The sequence below is a fragment of the Kineococcus deserti genome, from assembly GCF_050871945.1.
Lineage (GTDB): Bacteria > Actinomycetota > Actinomycetes > Actinomycetales > Kineococcaceae > Kineococcus.
This window is the reverse complement of sequence record NZ_JBJLSI010000049.1, coordinates 1-16,202: the sequence shown is the minus strand read 5'-3', so window position 1 is coordinate 16,202 and position 16,202 is coordinate 1. Positions and strand designations below refer to the sequence as shown.

11 protein-coding genes are annotated in these 16,202 nt (G+C 75.1%); 3 read left to right on the top strand and 8 right to left on the bottom strand.

Annotated elements, in window-relative coordinates; genetic code table 11:
* Positions 1-99: 99 nt before the first annotated feature.
* The 6 genes from ACRYR2_RS23475 to guaA form a co-directional block, all read right to left on the bottom strand.
* Entirely contained in the window at positions 100-1,257 is a 1,158-nt protein-coding gene (locus tag ACRYR2_RS23475) for a VWA domain-containing protein (protein WP_432565317.1), read from the bottom strand.
* Positions 1,254-3,425 (bottom strand): DUF5682 family protein, encoded by a 2,172-nt coding sequence (locus tag ACRYR2_RS23470; RefSeq protein WP_432565316.1) that lies wholly within the window; start codon positions 3,423-3,425, stop codon positions 1,254-1,256. Before ACRYR2_RS23470 ends, ACRYR2_RS23475 begins: the two co-directional genes overlap by 4 nt.
* Positions 3,422-4,504, bottom strand: a complete 1,083-nt coding sequence (locus ACRYR2_RS23465) for an ATP-binding protein (protein WP_432565315.1) — start codon at positions 4,502-4,504, stop codon at positions 3,422-3,424. The genes ACRYR2_RS23470 and ACRYR2_RS23465 overlap by 4 nt, the downstream gene beginning before the upstream one ends.
* The gene (locus ACRYR2_RS23460) at positions 4,501-5,994 is read right to left on the bottom strand and encodes a DUF5691 domain-containing protein (protein WP_432565314.1); all 1,494 of its coding nucleotides are present in this window, start codon (positions 5,992-5,994) and stop codon (positions 4,501-4,503) included. Before ACRYR2_RS23460 ends, ACRYR2_RS23465 begins: the two co-directional genes overlap by 4 nt.
* Positions 5,995-7,275, bottom strand: a complete 1,281-nt coding sequence (locus tag ACRYR2_RS23455; RefSeq protein WP_432565313.1) for an SWIM zinc finger family protein — start codon at positions 7,273-7,275, stop codon at positions 5,995-5,997.
* A 61-nt stretch (positions 7,276-7,336) separates the two neighbouring features.
* Positions 7,337-8,938: a glutamine-hydrolyzing GMP synthase gene (gene guaA, locus ACRYR2_RS23450; protein ID WP_432565329.1), complete on the bottom strand. Its 1,602-nt coding sequence runs from the start codon at positions 8,936-8,938 to the stop codon at positions 7,337-7,339.
* A gap of 183 nt (positions 8,939-9,121) precedes the next feature.
* Here guaA and ACRYR2_RS23445 point away from each other — a divergent pair, with 183 nt between their 5' ends.
* The 3 genes from ACRYR2_RS23445 (at position 9,122) to ACRYR2_RS23435 (ending at position 13,902) form a co-directional block, all read left to right on the top strand.
* Positions 9,122-10,858 carry an ABC transporter transmembrane domain-containing protein gene (locus ACRYR2_RS23445; protein WP_432565312.1) on the top strand — a complete coding sequence of 579 codons (1,737 nt, stop codon included), beginning with the start codon at positions 9,122-9,124 and terminating at the stop codon, positions 10,856-10,858.
* Positions 10,855-12,621 (top strand): ABC transporter ATP-binding protein, encoded by a 1,767-nt coding sequence (locus tag ACRYR2_RS23440; RefSeq protein WP_432565311.1) that lies wholly within the window; start codon positions 10,855-10,857, stop codon positions 12,619-12,621. The genes ACRYR2_RS23445 and ACRYR2_RS23440 overlap by 4 nt, the downstream gene beginning before the upstream one ends.
* A gap of 75 nt (positions 12,622-12,696) precedes the next feature.
* Positions 12,697-13,902 (top strand): MFS transporter, encoded by a 1,206-nt coding sequence (locus tag ACRYR2_RS23435; protein WP_432565310.1) that lies wholly within the window; start codon positions 12,697-12,699, stop codon positions 13,900-13,902.
* 95 nt (positions 13,903-13,997) lie between these two features.
* Here ACRYR2_RS23435 and ACRYR2_RS23430 read toward each other — a convergent pair whose 3' ends face one another.
* Both ACRYR2_RS23430 and ACRYR2_RS23425 read right to left on the bottom strand, forming a co-directional pair.
* Positions 13,998-14,969 carry an oxidoreductase gene (locus ACRYR2_RS23430; protein ID WP_432565309.1) on the bottom strand — a complete coding sequence of 324 codons (972 nt, stop codon included), beginning with the start codon at positions 14,967-14,969 and terminating at the stop codon, positions 13,998-14,000.
* A gap of 8 nt (positions 14,970-14,977) precedes the next feature.
* Positions 14,978-16,099: a GuaB3 family IMP dehydrogenase-related protein gene (locus ACRYR2_RS23425; protein WP_432565308.1), complete on the bottom strand. Its 1,122-nt coding sequence runs from the start codon at positions 16,097-16,099 to the stop codon at positions 14,978-14,980.
* Between the last annotated feature and the right edge of the window lie 103 nt (positions 16,100-16,202).

Below are 16,202 nucleotides of genomic sequence, written 5' to 3'. Positions count from 1 at the left end.
CCTGCGGATGAACCGGCCCGGCGAAACCTAGGACGGATCCGCGGAACCGGCCGGAGTTCGTCCACAGGGCACGCAACGTCTCGCCGGGACCACCGAGGGTCAGGTGGTTCGGCGGCCGAGTTCGCGTTCGGCCCACGCCGCGACGTCGCCGCGTTCGAGGGCGACGGCGAGCAGGTCGGGGAAGGCGTCGGGGGTGCAGGCGAACGCGGGGACGCCGAGTTCGGCCAGCGCGGCGGCGTTCTCGGCGTCGTGGGCGGGAGCGCCGGAGTCGGACAGGGCGAGCAGCACGACCACCTGCACCCCCGACCGCACGAGCGAGCCGGTCCGGCGCAGCATCTCCTCCCGGACGCCGCCCTCGTACAGGTCGCTGATGAGCACCAGCGTCGTGTCCGCAGGACGCGTCACCAGCGACTGCCCGTACGCCAACGCCCGGTTGATGTCCGTGCCCCCACCGAGCTGCGTGCCGAACAGCACGTCGACGGGATCGGACAACTCCTCGGTGAGGTCGACGACGGCCGTGTCGAACACCACCATCGACGTCCGCAGGGTCGACAGCGAGGCCAGCACCGCCCCGAACACCCCCGCGTACACGACGGACTCGGCCATCGACCCGGACTGGTCGACGAGCAGCACCACGTCGCGCGCGACGCTGCGCTGCCGGCGCGCGTGGCCGACGAGCCGTTCCGGCACGACCGTGCGGTGCTCGGGCAGGTAGTGGGCGAGGTTCGCGGCGATCGTCCGGCCCAGGTCGATGTCGCGGGGTCGCGGTCGTCGGGTGCGGTTCGAGCGGTCCAGCGCGCCGGCGACCGCCGTCCGGGTCCGTTGCGCGATCCGGCGTTCGACCTCCTGCACGACCGTGCGCACCACCTGCCGGGCGGTCGCCCTGACCTCCTGCGGCATGACGTCGCGCAGGCTGAGCAGGGTTCCGACGAGGTGCACGTCCGGTTCCACGGCCTGCAGGAGTTCGGGTTCGAGCAGCAACCGGTGCAGGCCGAGCCGTTCCACGGCGTCCCGCTGGACGACCTGCACGACCGAGGTCGGGAAGTAGGTCCGGATGTCGCCCAGCCAACGGGCGACCTCGGGCGCCGAGCTCCCCAGCCCCGCCCCGCGCCGCCGCGGGTCGGCGTCGTACAGCTCCGCGAGGGCGCGGTCGACGGTGCGGTCCTGCCCGACCGGTTCCGAGCCCTCGCCCAGGCCCTGGCCGCCGGGTTCCCCCAGCACCAGCCGCCACCGGCGCTGCCGCTCCGGGGGGCTCACGGCGCGCTCCCCAGCAGCCTGGCCACCGTGCGCAGCGCGGCCTGCGCGTGCTCCGACGTCAGGTCGACCTCCGGCGTCGCGACGGCGGTCGCGTTGCGGGCCAGGGCCGCGCCGATCTGCCGCCGTTCCCCGGCCTCGAACGTCGCGAAGGTGCGGCGCACCAGCGGCAGGACGTCCAGGAAGTGCTCCTCGTCCAGGCCTGTGAGCCAGTCGTCGAGCAGCTCCAGCAGGGCGGTGTCGTGCACCAGGAGCAACCCGCCGCCGGAGAGGAAACCCTCCACCCAGTGCGCCACCTGCCCCGCCGGTCCGGACAGCGCCCGCGACAACCGCTGCGCGGCCTCGTCGGCGGACAACCGTCCCGCGTCCCGCAGCAGCCGCGTGATGCGCCCGCCGAGCAGCGGGTGCAGGTCCGCGCGGTCGGCCACCGACCGCAACGCGGAACGCCAGCGCACCGACAGCTCCTGCTCGGCCAGCAGGTCCACGGCTGCGTCGACGGCGTCGACCCGTGCCCGCAGCGCGGTGGCCGCGTCGTCGTCGACCGACGTCGTCGCCGGCCCCAGCCCCGCGCTCACCCGGACCAGCAACGCCGTCGTCACCGGTTGCAGCGCAGCGGTTCCGGTCCCCCGGACGTCGCCGTAGCGCAGGGCCCGCACCAGCGGCGGAACGGCGTCCATGAGGTGGGCCAGGTCGTTCTCGTGGGCGGCGCGCTCGTCCAGCGCCGCCAGCACCTGCGGCAGCGCGGCGGGCAGGTCGGCGCGCAGGCAGTCCTCGACGGCCGTCGTGACGGCCGGCAGGTTCCCCCCGACGGCGCGGGCCACGACGCGGGTGGTGGCGGCGCCGGCGACGGTCGTCCCCCACCGCGACGCCGCGACGAGTTCGAGCGAGACCTCGGGCCGCCACTGCAGCGTCCACGTCTCGCGGAACGTGCCGGTCGAGCGCACGGCCGGTTCGGCGGGCCGGCCCCAGCCGACCTCCAGGAGCCGCAGGCGGTGCAGCAGGACCGACCGCCCACGGTCGGTGTCACCGCGCAGGTCCAGGTCCAGGTCGCGGACGGCGGCGTCGGGTTTCAGGCGGACCCGCTTGGACTGCGAGCGCAGGTCGGCCTCCAGCGGCAGCGTCGGCGCCGCGGCGGGGACCTGCCCGAGCAGCTCGCCGATCACGAGTTCACGGGTGACGACGTCGAGCAGGGTCTCGTTCCCCTCGCACAGCACCGAGCGGGTGGCCTCGGTGACCTCGGCGAGCCCGGCCAGCGGCCGCCCGCGCAGCACGGCGAGGGTTTCGGCCAGCCGCACGGCCTCGATGACCGAGGCGCTGGAGACGGGCAGGTCCTGCTCACGCAGCACCCGCGCGACCGCGGTGAGCCAGCGGGTGACGGGTTCGTCCGGCGCGGTGAACAGGTGGTGGTACCAGCCGGGGCTGGTGATGCCGGCTCCGTACCCCGACGCCGCCGCGAGCCGGCCGTGCGTCCACGGGACCCAGGTCAGCGACACCTTGACCTTGGCGGCACCGCGCAGCAGCGCGGTGTCCTGACCGACCGGCGGCAGCTTCCCGGTCAGCGCCGGCGCGTGCCAGGCCCCGCAGACGACGGCGACGCGCTCGTGCCCCTCACGGACGGCGGCGCGCAGGACCTTGCGCATCTGCGCCTCGCGCCGCTGCTCGTGCGCCGACTCGACCACGCCCTCCCGCATCGAGGCCATCGCCTCGGTGATCCCGTCGAACAGGTCCCCGGATCCGGGGCGGTGCTCGACGAGGTCCTCCCACCACCGTTCGGGGTCGTCGTACCCGGCGGTCGCGGCGAGGGTGCCGACGGGGTCCACCCGGGCGCCGCGGCGGGGTTCCTGCTCGGAGGTCGAGGCCAGCAACTGCGCTGCGGGCAGGTCGGCGAACCGGGCGGGAACCCCGCGCGCCACCGCCCACGTCAACGCCTGCCATTCCGGGGAGAACGTCGCGAACGGCCAGAACACCGCCCGGTCCGGCGCACCCGTGGGATGCGCGAGCAGCGCGACCGGCGGCCGCACGTCCTGCTCCCCCACCAGCGGGACCAGGGCGTCGGCGTCGGCGGGGCCCTCGACGAGCACGACCGTCGGGTCGAACTCCTCCAGCGCCGCCCGCACCGACCGCGCCGAGCCCGGCCCGTGGTGGCGGACCCCCAGCACGCGAACCGTCACCCGGAGACCTCGCGGCAGGCGCGGTAGAACTCCGCCCACCCGTCGCGTTCGCGCACGACGGCCTCGAGGTACTCGGTCCAGGCGACGGTGTCCGAGACGGGGTCGCGCACGACCGCCCCGACGATCCCGGCCGCGACGTCGGCGGGCCGCAGCACCCCGTCGCCGAAGTGGGCCGACAGCGCGATGCCCGCGGTGACGACGCTGATCGCCTCGGCCGTCGACAGCGTTCCCGTCGGCGACTTCAGGCTGGTCCGGCCGTCCGCGGTCGAGCCGGACCGCAGTTCCCGGAACACCGTGACGACGCGGCGGATCTCCTCGAGGGCGGTGGGCAGTTCCGGCAGCTCCAGGGAGCGGCCGAGCTGGCCGACGCGGCGGGCCACGATCGCGACCTCCTCCTCGGCGTCGGCCGGCAACGGCAGCACGACGGTGTTGAACCGGCGGCGCAGCGCGCTGGACAGGTCGTTGACGCCGCGGTCGCGGTCGTTGGCCGTGGCGATGACGGAGAAACCCCGGGTGGCCTGCACCTCGGTGGCCAGTTCCGGGACCGGCAGCGTCTTCTCCGACAGGACGGTGATGAGGGCGTCCTGCACGTCGCTGGGGATGCGGGTCAGTTCCTCCACCCGTGCGATGCGCCCCTCGCGCATGGCCGTCATGACCGGCGAGGGCACCAGCGCCGCAGGGGTGGGTCCCTCGGCCAGCAACCGCGCGTAGTTCCAGCCGTAGCGGATCGCCTCCTCCGCCGTGCCCGACGTGCCCTGCACGAGCAGCGTGGAGTCCCCGCTGACGGCCGCGGCGAGGTGCTCGCTGACCCACGTCTTCGCCGTCCCGGGGACGCCGAGCAGCAGCAGCGCCCGGTCGGTGGCCAGGGTGGCCACGGCGACCTCGACGAGCCGGCGTGGGCCGACGTACTTGGGCGTGACGACCGTGCCGTCGGGCAGTTCGCCGCCGAGCAGGTACGTCACGACGGCCCACGGCGACAGCTTCCAGTTCGGCGGCCGCTGCCGGTCGTCGGTGCGGGCCAGCGCTGCGAGCTCGTCGGCGAACTGCTGTTCGGCGTGCGGGCGGAGCAGGTCGGTCACGAACCCTCCAGTTCCTCTGACATCGACTCGTGGAACCGCTGCCGGAGCGCGAGCACCTCCAGCGCGCGGACGGCCACCGCCCGCGCGGCGTCGGACAGGTCGGGCCGCGCGGCGAACTCGTGCAACGGCACGGCCTGCTGCGGTGGCAGCCGGTGGGCGAGGACGTCGAACCGCTGCCGCATCCCGATCACGGCCGAGGCGGGCCAGGGCCGCGCCAGGGTGTCGGCCAGCGCCGCCGCGCCCAGTTCCGGCGTCCACGGCGTCGGGCAGTCGCGCAGGAGCGCGGTGGCGGGCGCGGCGTCCAGCAGCGGGCCCGTCAGCAGGCCCACCACCACCCGGGCCCGCCGCACGGGGTCCAGGACGGCGAGGAGCTCGGTGCGGACGGTGCTGCCCGCGGTCGGCACGAGGGCTTCGGCCCACGGCGCGTCCGCCTGCCGCACCGCGGCCTCGGCCCAGGCCTCGCGCAACGTCGGGCCCCAGCCGCCGGAGATCCGCCGCGCCAGGACGTCGGTGACCGACCCGCCCACGAGGTCGGTCCAGTGCCGCAGCGGGGTCGCCGCGACGACCTGCCGCAGCCAGTGCGCCCGCACGCCCTCGCTGCGCAGTTCGACGCCGGGCTGGGCGCCGGCGGTGATCGCGTCGCGGATCATGCCGTCGTCGCACTCGGCGGGCGGCTGGACCTGGAACACCTCGTGTACGAACCGCACGCACGTGGCCGCCCGGGTGACCATCCGCCGCGCGTACCCGGAGGAGGGCAACCGGGCCAGGAACGCCGCGGCCTGGTCGCGGGTGGCGCGGCGACGATCGGCCAGCGCGTTCTCGAGCAGGTCCTCGTCCGCGGCGGACAACCCGACGACGAGTTCGGCGGTGAACCGTTCCCGCTCGTCGGCGGTGAGGCCGGGCCAGCTGCGGCGCAGCAGGTCCCGCGAGGCGTCCGGGTCCTCGCGACGCAGGGCGCGCAGGAGCCCGGCCCGGTCGGCGGGGGCGGCGTGCTCCCACCCCACGGGGCGGTCGCCGGCCGCCCGCAGCAGTTGCGGACGCCAGCTGTCCCGCTGCCCGGCCAGCCAGCGCCCCCGGGCGCCCAGGACGGGGGCGGCGGCGTCGGCGACCGCGCGGTGCGCGGCACCGGCGTCCAGCAGCGCCGGCAGGACGTCGGGCGCGACGACGCGGCCGCGCTCGGCGGTGACGTGCAGGAACTCCAGCAGCAGCGGGGAGTCCCGGCCGACCAGCAGGGCGCGCAGGACCTCGGTGGCCGCGGCCGGGGTTGCGGGCCGGGTCTCGGCGGCCGCGGGTTCGGGCAGTTCCGTCGCAGCGCCCAGGAGCCCGGGGTTCGCCCGCCGCGCGACGGCGAGCAGGGCGGCGGCGTCGAGCAACCGGACGGGCGCCTCTCCCGCGGGGACGAGTTCGCGGACCGGCTCGGGCAGGGCCGAGGGGTCGAAGGGCCGGCGGGTGGTGCCCAGCAGCGCGGTCGTGACGAGTTCGTCCCACATCTACAGGCCCACCAGCGCGCCGGTCCCCAGGACACCGGTGGGCCGCAACCCGCGGGCGCCGAGTTCTCCGGTCACCGTGACGGGGAAACCCCCGGAGACCGCCAGCATCCGCCAGACGTCGGCCCCACCCGGGTGGACGGGAAGGGTTCCGTCGGCGCCGACGAGGGAAACCTCCTCGTCGTGCGCGACGGGAACCACGTCGGAGACCACCACGGGCCAGTGCCGGGTCCACGGGTCGGCGGCGACCGCACGACCGAACTCCGCGACGGCCCGCGCCGCGGAGCACGGTGACAACCTGGTCAGCGGTCGCGGTTCGCCGTGGCGGGTTCCGACCACGGCTCGCAGCGCCGGGGTGCCGGGGTGGAAGTGCAGGTCGGCGTCCAGGACCGTCCCGACGGGCAGCGAGGTGTCCGGCGCCGTCCCGGACGGGGTGAACGTCAGCACCAGGGCGGGGCGGCCGGTGGCGTCGCCGCGCAACCAGACCCGGCGGGCGGTGAGGTTGTCGGCCAGGACGTCGCGCACCCCGGTGACGGCCCACTGGTCGCGCACGCCCGGCGTCGCCAGGACGTCCTCGGCGCGGACGGGGTACCCGACGTGGGCGCGGACCGTGGCGGCCTCGGGCCCGGGCAGGTCCTCGAGCCGCGCGTGCGCGGCGACGAGCAGCCGCAGCAGCGCCAGCTCCTCCAGCAGCCGCCCCGTCCAGCCGTCCCCGGAGACGACCGTCCCCGGCAGCCGGCGCAGGGCCGAGGCGAGGCCGGGGGCCTGCGCGTCGACCATCCGGGCCGCGGTGGCCGCGCCGTAGGAGTACCCGGACCGTGCGGCGGCGGCCAGACCGGTGCGGACCTGGTCGGCGAGCCAGACGTCGAGCTCGGCCAGCCCGGCGCTGACGCGTTCGGCGCGGCGGGCGCTGCGGCGCGCGGCGGCCTCCGGATCGGGAACCGTCCCGGTGGACCGTGGCGTCCTGGCGGTCCGGCTCTCCAGCCACGTCGTCGTGGAGTCCGGGCGCTCGGCGGCCGGGACCTGCCCGGCGGACCAGCGCAGCAGCAGGGCCAGGGCGTGCTTGCAGGGGAACTTCCGCGACGGGCAGGAGCACCGGTACGCGGGACCGTCGAGGTCGACGACGGTCTGGTACGGATTCCCACCGCTGCCGGCGCACAGACCCCAGACGGCGTGCTCGTCGGCGCCCTCGGCCGACCACGACCGGGCGGTGCTCAGCTTCGTCGCCGCCGCCACCGACCCGCTGTCGGGAGAAACGGCGAGGACCGCCTCTCGAGTCCACACGCCGGCGACTCTACGAGGCGGTCCCGACACCACTCACCCGAACGGGATCACCGGAAGGGGATCACTCCCACTCGATGGTGCCCGGCGGCTTGCTCGTGACGTCGAGGACGACCCGGTTGACCTCGGGCACCTCGTTGGTGATGCGGGTGGAGATCTTCTGCAGCACGTCGTACGGCAGCCGCGTCCAGTCGGCCGTCATGGCGTCCTCGGAGGAGACCGGACGCAGCACGATCGGGTGGCCGTAGGTGCGGCCGTCGCCCTGCACGCCGACGCTGCGCACGTCGGCCAGCAGCACGACGGGGCACTGCCAGATCTCGCGGTCCAGGCCGGCCGCGGTGAGTTCGGCGCGGGCGATGGCGTCGGCGGCGCGCAGGATCTCCAGGCGCTCGGGCGTCACCGCACCGACGATGCGGATCGCCAGCCCCGGGCCGGGGAACGGCTGGCGGTAGACCATCGCCTCGGGCAGGCCGAGCTGCAGGCCCACCGCGCGGACCTCGTCCTTGAACAGCGCACGCAGCGGTTCGACGAGTTCGAAGGCCAGGTCGTCGGGCAGGCCGCCGACGTTGTGGTGGCTCTTGATCGTCGCCGCACCGGTGCCGCCGCCGGACTCCACGACGTCGGGGTACAGGGTGCCCTGGACGAGGAACTTGACCTCGTCGGAACCTTCCTTCGCGACCACCTCGCGCGCGGCCTGCTCGAACACGCGGATGAACTCGCGGCCGATGATCTTGCGCTTCTGCTCGGGGTCGCTGACCCCGTCGAGGGCGTCGGCGAACCGCTGGACGGCGTCGACGACGTGCAGCTTCACGCCCGTCGCGGCCACGAAGTCCTTCTCGACCTGCTCGGCCTCACCGGCACGCAGCAGACCGTGGTCGACGAACACGCAGGTGAGCTGGTCGCCGACGGCGCGCTGCACGAGCGCGCCCGCGACGGCCGAGTCGACCCCGCCGGACAGCGCGCAGATGACCTTGCCGTCCCCGATCTGCGCCTTGATCCGGGCGACCTGCTCCTCGATGACGTTGCCGGTCGTCCAGTCCGGTGTGATCCGGGCGCCGTCGCGCAGGAAGTTCACCAGCACGTCCTGGCCGTGCGTGGAGTGCTTGACCTCGGGGTGCCACTGCACGCCGTAGAGCCGGCGCTCGTCGTCCTCGAACGCCGCGACGGGCGTGCCCTCGGTCGAGGCCGTGACGCGGAAACCCTCCGGCGCCTGGGACACGCTGTCGCCGTGCGACATCCACACCGGCTGCGCGGTGGGCTGGTCGCGCAGCAGCGTCGAGGCCGACGGGTCGGTCAGCGAGGCGGCGGTTCCGCCGTACTCGCGCCGGCCGGTGCGGGCGACCTCGCCGCCGAGGGCCTTGGCCATCGCCTGGAACCCGTAGCAGATGCCCAGGACCGGAACCCCGGCCTCGAACAGCGCCGGGTCGACCTGCGGGGCGCCCTCGGCGTAGACGCTCGAGGGACCACCGGACAGGATCACCGCGGCCGGGTCCTTGGCGAGGATCTCGTCGACCGGCGTCGAGCTGGGAACGATCTCGGAGTAGGTGTCGGCCTCGCGGACCCGGCGCGCGATCAACTGCGCGTACTGGGCTCCGTAGTCGACGACGAGCACCGGGCGGTGGGTCCGCTCGGCGGCCACCTCGGCGGGCGGGGTGTCGGCGCTGATCTCGGGCTGGCTCTCGGGCACGTCCGGCGTCACGACCCAAGGGTAGCCGGGCGCGGAGTCACCCCCTTCCACCCGAGTGGCGGCACAACCGCAGCCGGTTCCCGGACCGACGCCCGCGGCGGCGGGGACGCGCGCCGGAAACCGCGTGGAAGGGCAGCGGGAAAGTGGTTACCGTCAGTCGCTGTGCGCTCTCTCCCCCTGAGCGATCCCGGTACTCCCGACGTCACCTCCCCCGTCCGCTTCCTGCTGCACACCGCGGCACGGCAGTGGCGGCCGATGGTGGTCGGATCGGCGATCGGGACCGTCTGGATGCTCTCGCAGGCAGTGCTGCCTGCCGCCATCGGCAAGGCCGTCGACGAGGGCGTGGTGGACGGGAACGCCGCCGCCCTCACCCGCTGGTCGCTCACGGTCCTGGCCCTGGCCGTCGTCACCGCGACCGCCGCGATCGTGCGGCACCGCTACGGCGTCACGAACTGGCTGACGGCGTGCTTCCGCACCCTGCAGCAGGTCGGCCGGCACACCTCCCGCGCCGGCACCGCCGTCACCACGAAGTTGCCGCAGGGCGAGGTGCTGGCCTCCATCGCCTCGGACGGACCGCGGCTGGCCGACGCCTTCGACGTGACGCAGCGGGCCGTGGCCTCGCTGGCGGCCGTCGCGGTGGTGGCCGTCCTCGTGCTGCGCACGTCGGTGCCCATCGGGCTGGTGATCCTCATCGGGGTTCCCGTCGTGATGGCCCTGCTGCTGTTCGTCCTGCGGCCGCTGCAGGAACGTCAGCGCCTGCACCGCAAGCTGTCCGGGGAACTCACCTCGATCGGCACCGACACCGTGCGGGGGCTGCGGATCCTGCGCGGCATCGGCGGCGAGGAGGTCTTCCTCGGCCGCTACCGGGCCAAGAGCCAGGCGGTGCGGGCCGCCGGGGTGCGGGTGGCGACGTGGGAGGCGGCGCTGGAGGCGCTGCAGATCCTCGTCCCCGGTCTGCTCGTCGCCGCCCTGGTGTGGGCCGGTGCCCGCGCCACCGTGCAACGCGAGATCACCGCCGGTGACCTCGTCGCCCTCTACGGGTACGCCGCGTTCCTCACCTCGCCGCTGCGGATGCTGGTGGAGGCCGCCGACAAGTACGTGCGCGCCCTCATCGCCGCCCGCCGGCTCATCAGCCTGCTCGAGGTGCCACCCGCCGTCCGCGACGACGGGCGCACCCCCTCGCCCGGCGGCGAACTGGCCGACCCCGAGTCCGGCGTGCTGGCCGCGCCCGGTGTCCTGACGGCCGTCGTCTGCGACCCGCCCGAGGACGCGGCCGTCCTGGCCCGCCGGCTGACCCGCTTCGACGACGACACCCGTGCCACCTTCGGCGGGGTCCCGCTGCGGCGGATGCCGATCACCGACGTGCGCGCGCGGGTGCTGCTGGCCGAGGACGACGCCCAGCTGTTCAGCGGCACCGTCCGCGAGCAGGTCGACCCCGAGCACCGGGCCACCGACGCGGACGTCCTGCGGGTCATGGAGGTCGCCGACGCGGTCGAGATCCTCGACCTCGTCGACGGTGGCCTGGCCGGGGTGGTCACCGAACGCGGCCGCTCGCTGTCCGGTGGGCAGCGCCAGCGGCTGGCCCTGGCCCGCGTGCTGCTGCGCGAGGCCGAGGCGCTCGTCCTGGTCGAGCCGACCAGCGCCGTCGACGCGCACACCGAGGCCCGCATCGCCGCCCGGCTGCGGCGCGCCCGCGCCGGGCGGACCACCGTCGTGGCCACCGCCAGCCCGCTCGTCCTGCCGCAGGTCGAGCAGGTCTGCTGGGTGCGCGCCGGGCGGCTCGTCGACCGCGGCACCCACGCCGAACTGCTGACCCGCGACGCGTCCTACCGCCGTTTCGTGACCCGCGACGCGGGAGTTCCCGCACCTCGTGCGGAACAGATCGAGGAGAGAACGTGAGGACCACACTCCCCGTCGCCGACCGCGCGCACGTCCTGCGCGACGTCCGGCGCCTGCTGACCCAGCACCGCGACCCCGGCCTGCGCATGCTCGGGCTGCACGCCCTGGCCGCCGTCGCGGGCCTGCTGGGGCCGTGGCTGCTGGGCCGGCTCGTCGACGACGTGGTGCGCGCCGTCCGCGACGGCACGGCCCTGGCCGAGGTCACCGGGCGCATCGACACCTACGTCGCGGTCCTGGTGGCGGCCGTCGTCGCCCAGGCCGTCCTGGCCCGGCTGGCGCGCAAGCGCTCGCTGGTCCTGGCCGAGGGCGTCTTCGCGCAACTGCGCGAGGAGTTCCTCACCCGCGCCACGGCGCTGCCGCTGTCGGTGGTGGAGCAGGCCGGCACCGGCGACCTGGTCTCGCGCACCACCAACGACGTCGACGCGCTGAGCTACACCGTCCGCTACGGCGCCCCGGCGATCCTCGTCGCGTTCGTCACCTCCACGCTGACCGTCGTCGCGGCCGTGGTCTCCGGCCCGCTGGTCGCGCTGGCGATCCTCGCCGGCGTGCCCGGGTTGTTCCTCGCCACCCGCTGGTACCTGCGCCGCGCGCCGCAGGGCTACGCGGCCGAACGCGCCGAGTGGGGCCGCATCTCGACCACGCTGGGCGAGAACGTCGAGAACGTCCGCACGGTCGAGGCGCTGGGCCTGGCCGAGCACCGGATCCGGATGGTCGACGACGTCATCGGCGCGACGGTGCAGCGGGAGCGGTACACGTTGCGCCTGCGGACCGTGTGGTTCCCCAGCATCGAGATGTCGTACCTGGTCCCCGTCGTCGTGGCGCTGCTGTGGGGCGGTTTCCTCGTCCGGCACGACCTGCAGACCGTCGGGCAGGTCACCACCGTCGTGCTGTACCTGCGCCAGCTCGTCGGGCCCGTCAACGAACTGCTGGCCTGGTGGGACGAACTGCAGGTCGGGCAGGCCTCCTTCGCCCGCGTCGTGGGGTTGTCCGCGGTCGAGGCGGACCGGACCGAACGCGCCGACGAACCGGCCGGTGACGACATCGCCGCCGACCGCGTCGGCTTCGAGTACTCGGCCGGCCGTCCCGTGCTGCACGACGTCTCCCTCGAGCTCGAACCCGGCGAGCGGCTCGCGATCGTCGGGCCCACGGGGGCCGGGAAGTCGACGCTGGGCCGGCTGCTGGCCGGGATCAACCCGCCCTCGCACGGCACCGTCCAGGTCGGTGGCGCCGAGGTCACCGGCCTGCCGCTGGACGAGCTGCGCTCGCGGATCGCGCTGGTCACCCAGGAACGGCACGTGTTCGCCGCCTCCCTGCGCGACAACATCGCGCTGGCCGCCCCCGGGTCGTCCGACGAGCAGGTCCTCGAGGCGCTGGCGGCCGTCGACGCCCGTGACTGGGCGCTGGCGATGCCCGACGGCCTGGACACCCCCGTGGGGGAGAACGGGCTGACGCTGTCGGCCGCGCAGGCCCAGCAGGTGGCGCTCGCACGCCTCGTGCTGGCCGACCCGCACACGCTGGTGCTGGACGAGGCGACGTCGCTGCTGGACCCGAACGCGGCCCGGCACCTCGAGCGGTCGCTGGCCGCGGTGCTCGAAGGCCGCACGACGGTGGCCATCGCGCACCGGCTGCACACCGCCCACGACGCCGACCGGATCGCCGTCGTCGAGGGGGGCAGGATCACCGAGCTCGGCACCCACGCCGAGCTGGTCGACGCCGGTGGCCCGTACGGCCGGCTGTGGCGCAGCTGGCACGGCGAGCCGTAAGCTCGAACGCGTTCACATCTCAGGGTCCGGGTGCGTCAGAGGCGGGGAGGCGCACCACGTCGATGGAGCCTGCCCGTGAGCACCACCACCCCCACTCCCACCCCCACCACGCTGCGCACCCGGTACGCCAGGTTGCCGCAGATCGCCGGCCGGGCCTACCTGCCGGTCGCCGCGCTCGGCCGGTTGCCGATCACGATGGTCCCCCTGGCGGTCCTGAGCCTGGTCACCTCCGCCAGCGGATCGGTCGCGGTCGGCGGGCTCGCCAGCGCCGCGACCGCGATCGGCGAGGCGCTCGGGGTGCCGGTCGTCGGCTGGATGGCCGACCGGGCCGGGCAGCGCCGGGTGCTGCTGACGGTCGTCGCCGCGCACCTGCTGGCCCTGGGCGGGCTGTTCGCCGCACTGGACTCGCCCCGGACGTCCGCCCTGCTGCCCGCCGCCGCGGTGGTCGGGCTGACGCTGCCCTCGGTCAGCGGGTTCTCCCGCGCGCGGTGGCTGCGGATGACCCGCGACCCGCACGAGGTGGAGACCGCCTTCGCCTGCGAGGGCACGATCGACGAGGCGACGTTCATCCTGGGCCCAGCCGTCGTCGGGGCCGTCGGGGTCCTCGGTGACCCCGCCGCCGCGCTGCTCACGGCGGCCGGGCTCACGGCGGTCTTCGTGACGGCCTTCGCCTGCCACCCCACCCACCGGGTGACGCTGAGCGGGCCGCGCGGGAGCGTGCGCCCGGCCGGCCCGGTCCCGGTGGCGGTGGTGGTCCCGGTGGTGGCGATGCTCGCGATGGGCGGCGTCTTCGGCGCCACCCAGACCGCCGTCACCGCAGCCGCGGAGTCGGTCGGTTCGGCCTCCCTCGGCTCGCTGGTCTACGCGCTGCTGGCCGTCGGCTCCACGCTCACCACGCTCTGCCTGGTGCTGCTGCCCGCGCGGTTCGGGCTGCGGCGGCGGTGGGCCCTGTGCGGGGCCGGGCTGCTGGCCGGAGCCGGGCTCATGGCCCTGACCGCCGACAGCCTGGGGACGCTGGCGGCCACGGTGCTGGTGACCGGGTTGTTCGTCGGCCCGGCGCTGGTGACGGTCAACACCCTCGCGGCCGGGCTCGTCGCCCCCGAACGCGGCGCGTTCGTCATGGCGCTGCTGAACTCCGGGATCGTGCTGGGCGTCGCCGCCGGCGCCGCGCTGGGTGGGAACCTGGCCGAGCACGCCGGGCCCGCGTGGGGTTTCGTCGTCGTGGCGGTGGCCGGCGCGCTGCTCGTCGGCACCGCCGCGCTGGCTCCCGCCCGCCGCTGACCGCCCACCACTCCCGCGGAAACAACAGTCTCCGTCGCCGGCGCGTGCCGTGAGCGACGGAGACTGTTGTTTCCGCGGGAGTGGTGGGCGGGACCTCAGACGGTGAGTTCCTCGAAGTCGACGCCGGTCCACTCGGCCGAGCGGGCCCACAACCAGGCGGCGTCGGAGGTGTCGTAGGCGAAGGGGGTGGCCGGGACCACGACGGGGAAACCGCGCCACTCCTGGCGGCCGCCGGGCCCGAAGTACTCCCCGCCCACGGCGTCGGGGTCGGTCGCGGCACGCAGCAGCGGCCAGGCGCCCTGGGCCGCCGGCTGCCCGATGGCCCGGCCCAGCACCTGCGCGAACGCCTCACCGACGCGGTTCCCGCTCAGCGGGGTCATCTTCCACAGGTTCGTGTCGGACAGCCCGGGGTGGGCGGCCGTGGAGACGATCGGGGCTCCGGCGGCGGCGGCGCGGCGCTGCAGTTCGAAGGCGAACAGCAGGTTCGACAGCTTGGACTGCCCGTAGGCCAGCCACTTCCGGTAGCTGCGCTCGCTCTGGTAGTTCTCCCGGTCCAGCCGCGAGAACCGGTGCGCGACGCTGGCCACGCTGACGACGCGGCCCCCGCCACCGGCCAGCAACGCCGGCAGCAGCAGGCCCGTGAGGGCGAAGTGCCCCAGGTGGTTCGTGCCGACCTGCGTCTCGAACCCGTCGACGGTCCGTCCGAACGGGGGAACCATGACGCCGGCGTTGTTGACCAGGACGTCGATGCTCGGGCGGCGGTCCAGCACGTCGGAGGCGGCGCGGCGGACGTCGGCCAGGTCGGCGACGTCGAGCGCGACGACCTCCACGGTCGGCTCGACGCCCGAGTTGCGGACCTCGGCGGTCAGCTGTGCGACCGCGGCGCGGCCGCGTTCGGCGTTCCGGCACGCCATGAGGACGTCGGCGCCGCGGCGGGCGAACTCCGTCGCGACGTGCAGACCCAGGCCGGAGTTCGCGCCGGTGACCAGGACCGTGCGGCCGCTCTGGTCGGCCAGGGCGTCCGGGGTCCAGGGGGCCGTCGAACCGGCCAGCTCGAGGTGGGGCACGGGACTCCTCAGGCGGGCTGGTACGGGGAGACGACGACCTCGATGCGCTGCAGCTCCTTGAGGTCGGAGTACCCCGTGGAGGCCATCGAGCGTCGCAGCGCGCCCATGAGGTTCGTGGTCCCGTCCGCGACCCGGCCCGGGCCGTTGAGGATCTCGGCCAGCGGGGCGGTGGTCCCGACGTGCACGCGCTCACCGCGCGGCAGGACGCTGTGGTGCGCCTCCGGGCCCCAGTGCCAGCCGCGGCCCGGCGCCTCGGTCGCACGGGCCAGGGAGGCCCCGAGCATGACGGCGTCGGAGCCGCAGGCGATGGCCTTGACGATGTCGCCGGAGGTCCCGACGCCGCCGTCGGCGATGACGTGGACGTACCGGCCGCCGGACTCGTCCATGTAGTCGCGGCGGGCCGCGGCGACGTCGGCGACGGCCGAGGCCATCGGCGCGTGGATGCCCAGGGCCTTGCGGGTGGTGTGCGCCGCTCCCCCGCCGAACCCGACGAGGACGCCGGCCGCGCCGGTGCGCATGAGGTGCAGCGCCGCGGTGTAGGTGGCCGCGCCACCGACGACGACCGGCACGTCGAGCTCGTAGATGAAGCGCTTGAGGTTCAGCGGCTCGCTGCGGCCCGAGACGTGCTCGGCCGAGACGGTCGTGCCGCGGATCACGAACAGGTCCACGCCCGCGTCGACGACGACCTTCCAGAACTCCTGCGTCCGCTGCGGCGACAGGGCGCCCGCGACGGTGACGCCGGCGGCGCGGACCTCGGCCAGCCGGCTGGTGATGAGCTCGGGCTTGACCGGCTCGGCGTAGATCTCCTGCATGCGCGGGATCGCGACGGCCGGGTCGAGCCCGGCGATCTCGGCCAGCAGCGGTTCGGGGTCCTCGTACCGGGTCCACAGGCCCTCGAGGTCCAGGACGCCCAGACCGCCGAGCTCGCCCAGGGCGACGGCCGTGGCGGGCGAGGCGACCGAGTCCATCGGCGCGCTCATCACGGGGATGTCGAAGTGGTAGGCGTCGATCTGCCAGGAGGTCGACACGTCCTCGGGGTCGCGGGTGCGCCGGCTGGGGACGACGGCGATGTCGTCGAAGCTGTAGGCGCGTCGCCCCCGCTTGCCGCGGCCGATCTCGATCTCAGACACGGCCACAGGCTACCGGTTGCGGGGGGGGGGGGGGGGGGGGCGGGGGGGGGGGGGGCGGGGCGGCGCGGGGGGGTGGGGTGGGGGGGGGGGGGGGGGTGTGTTT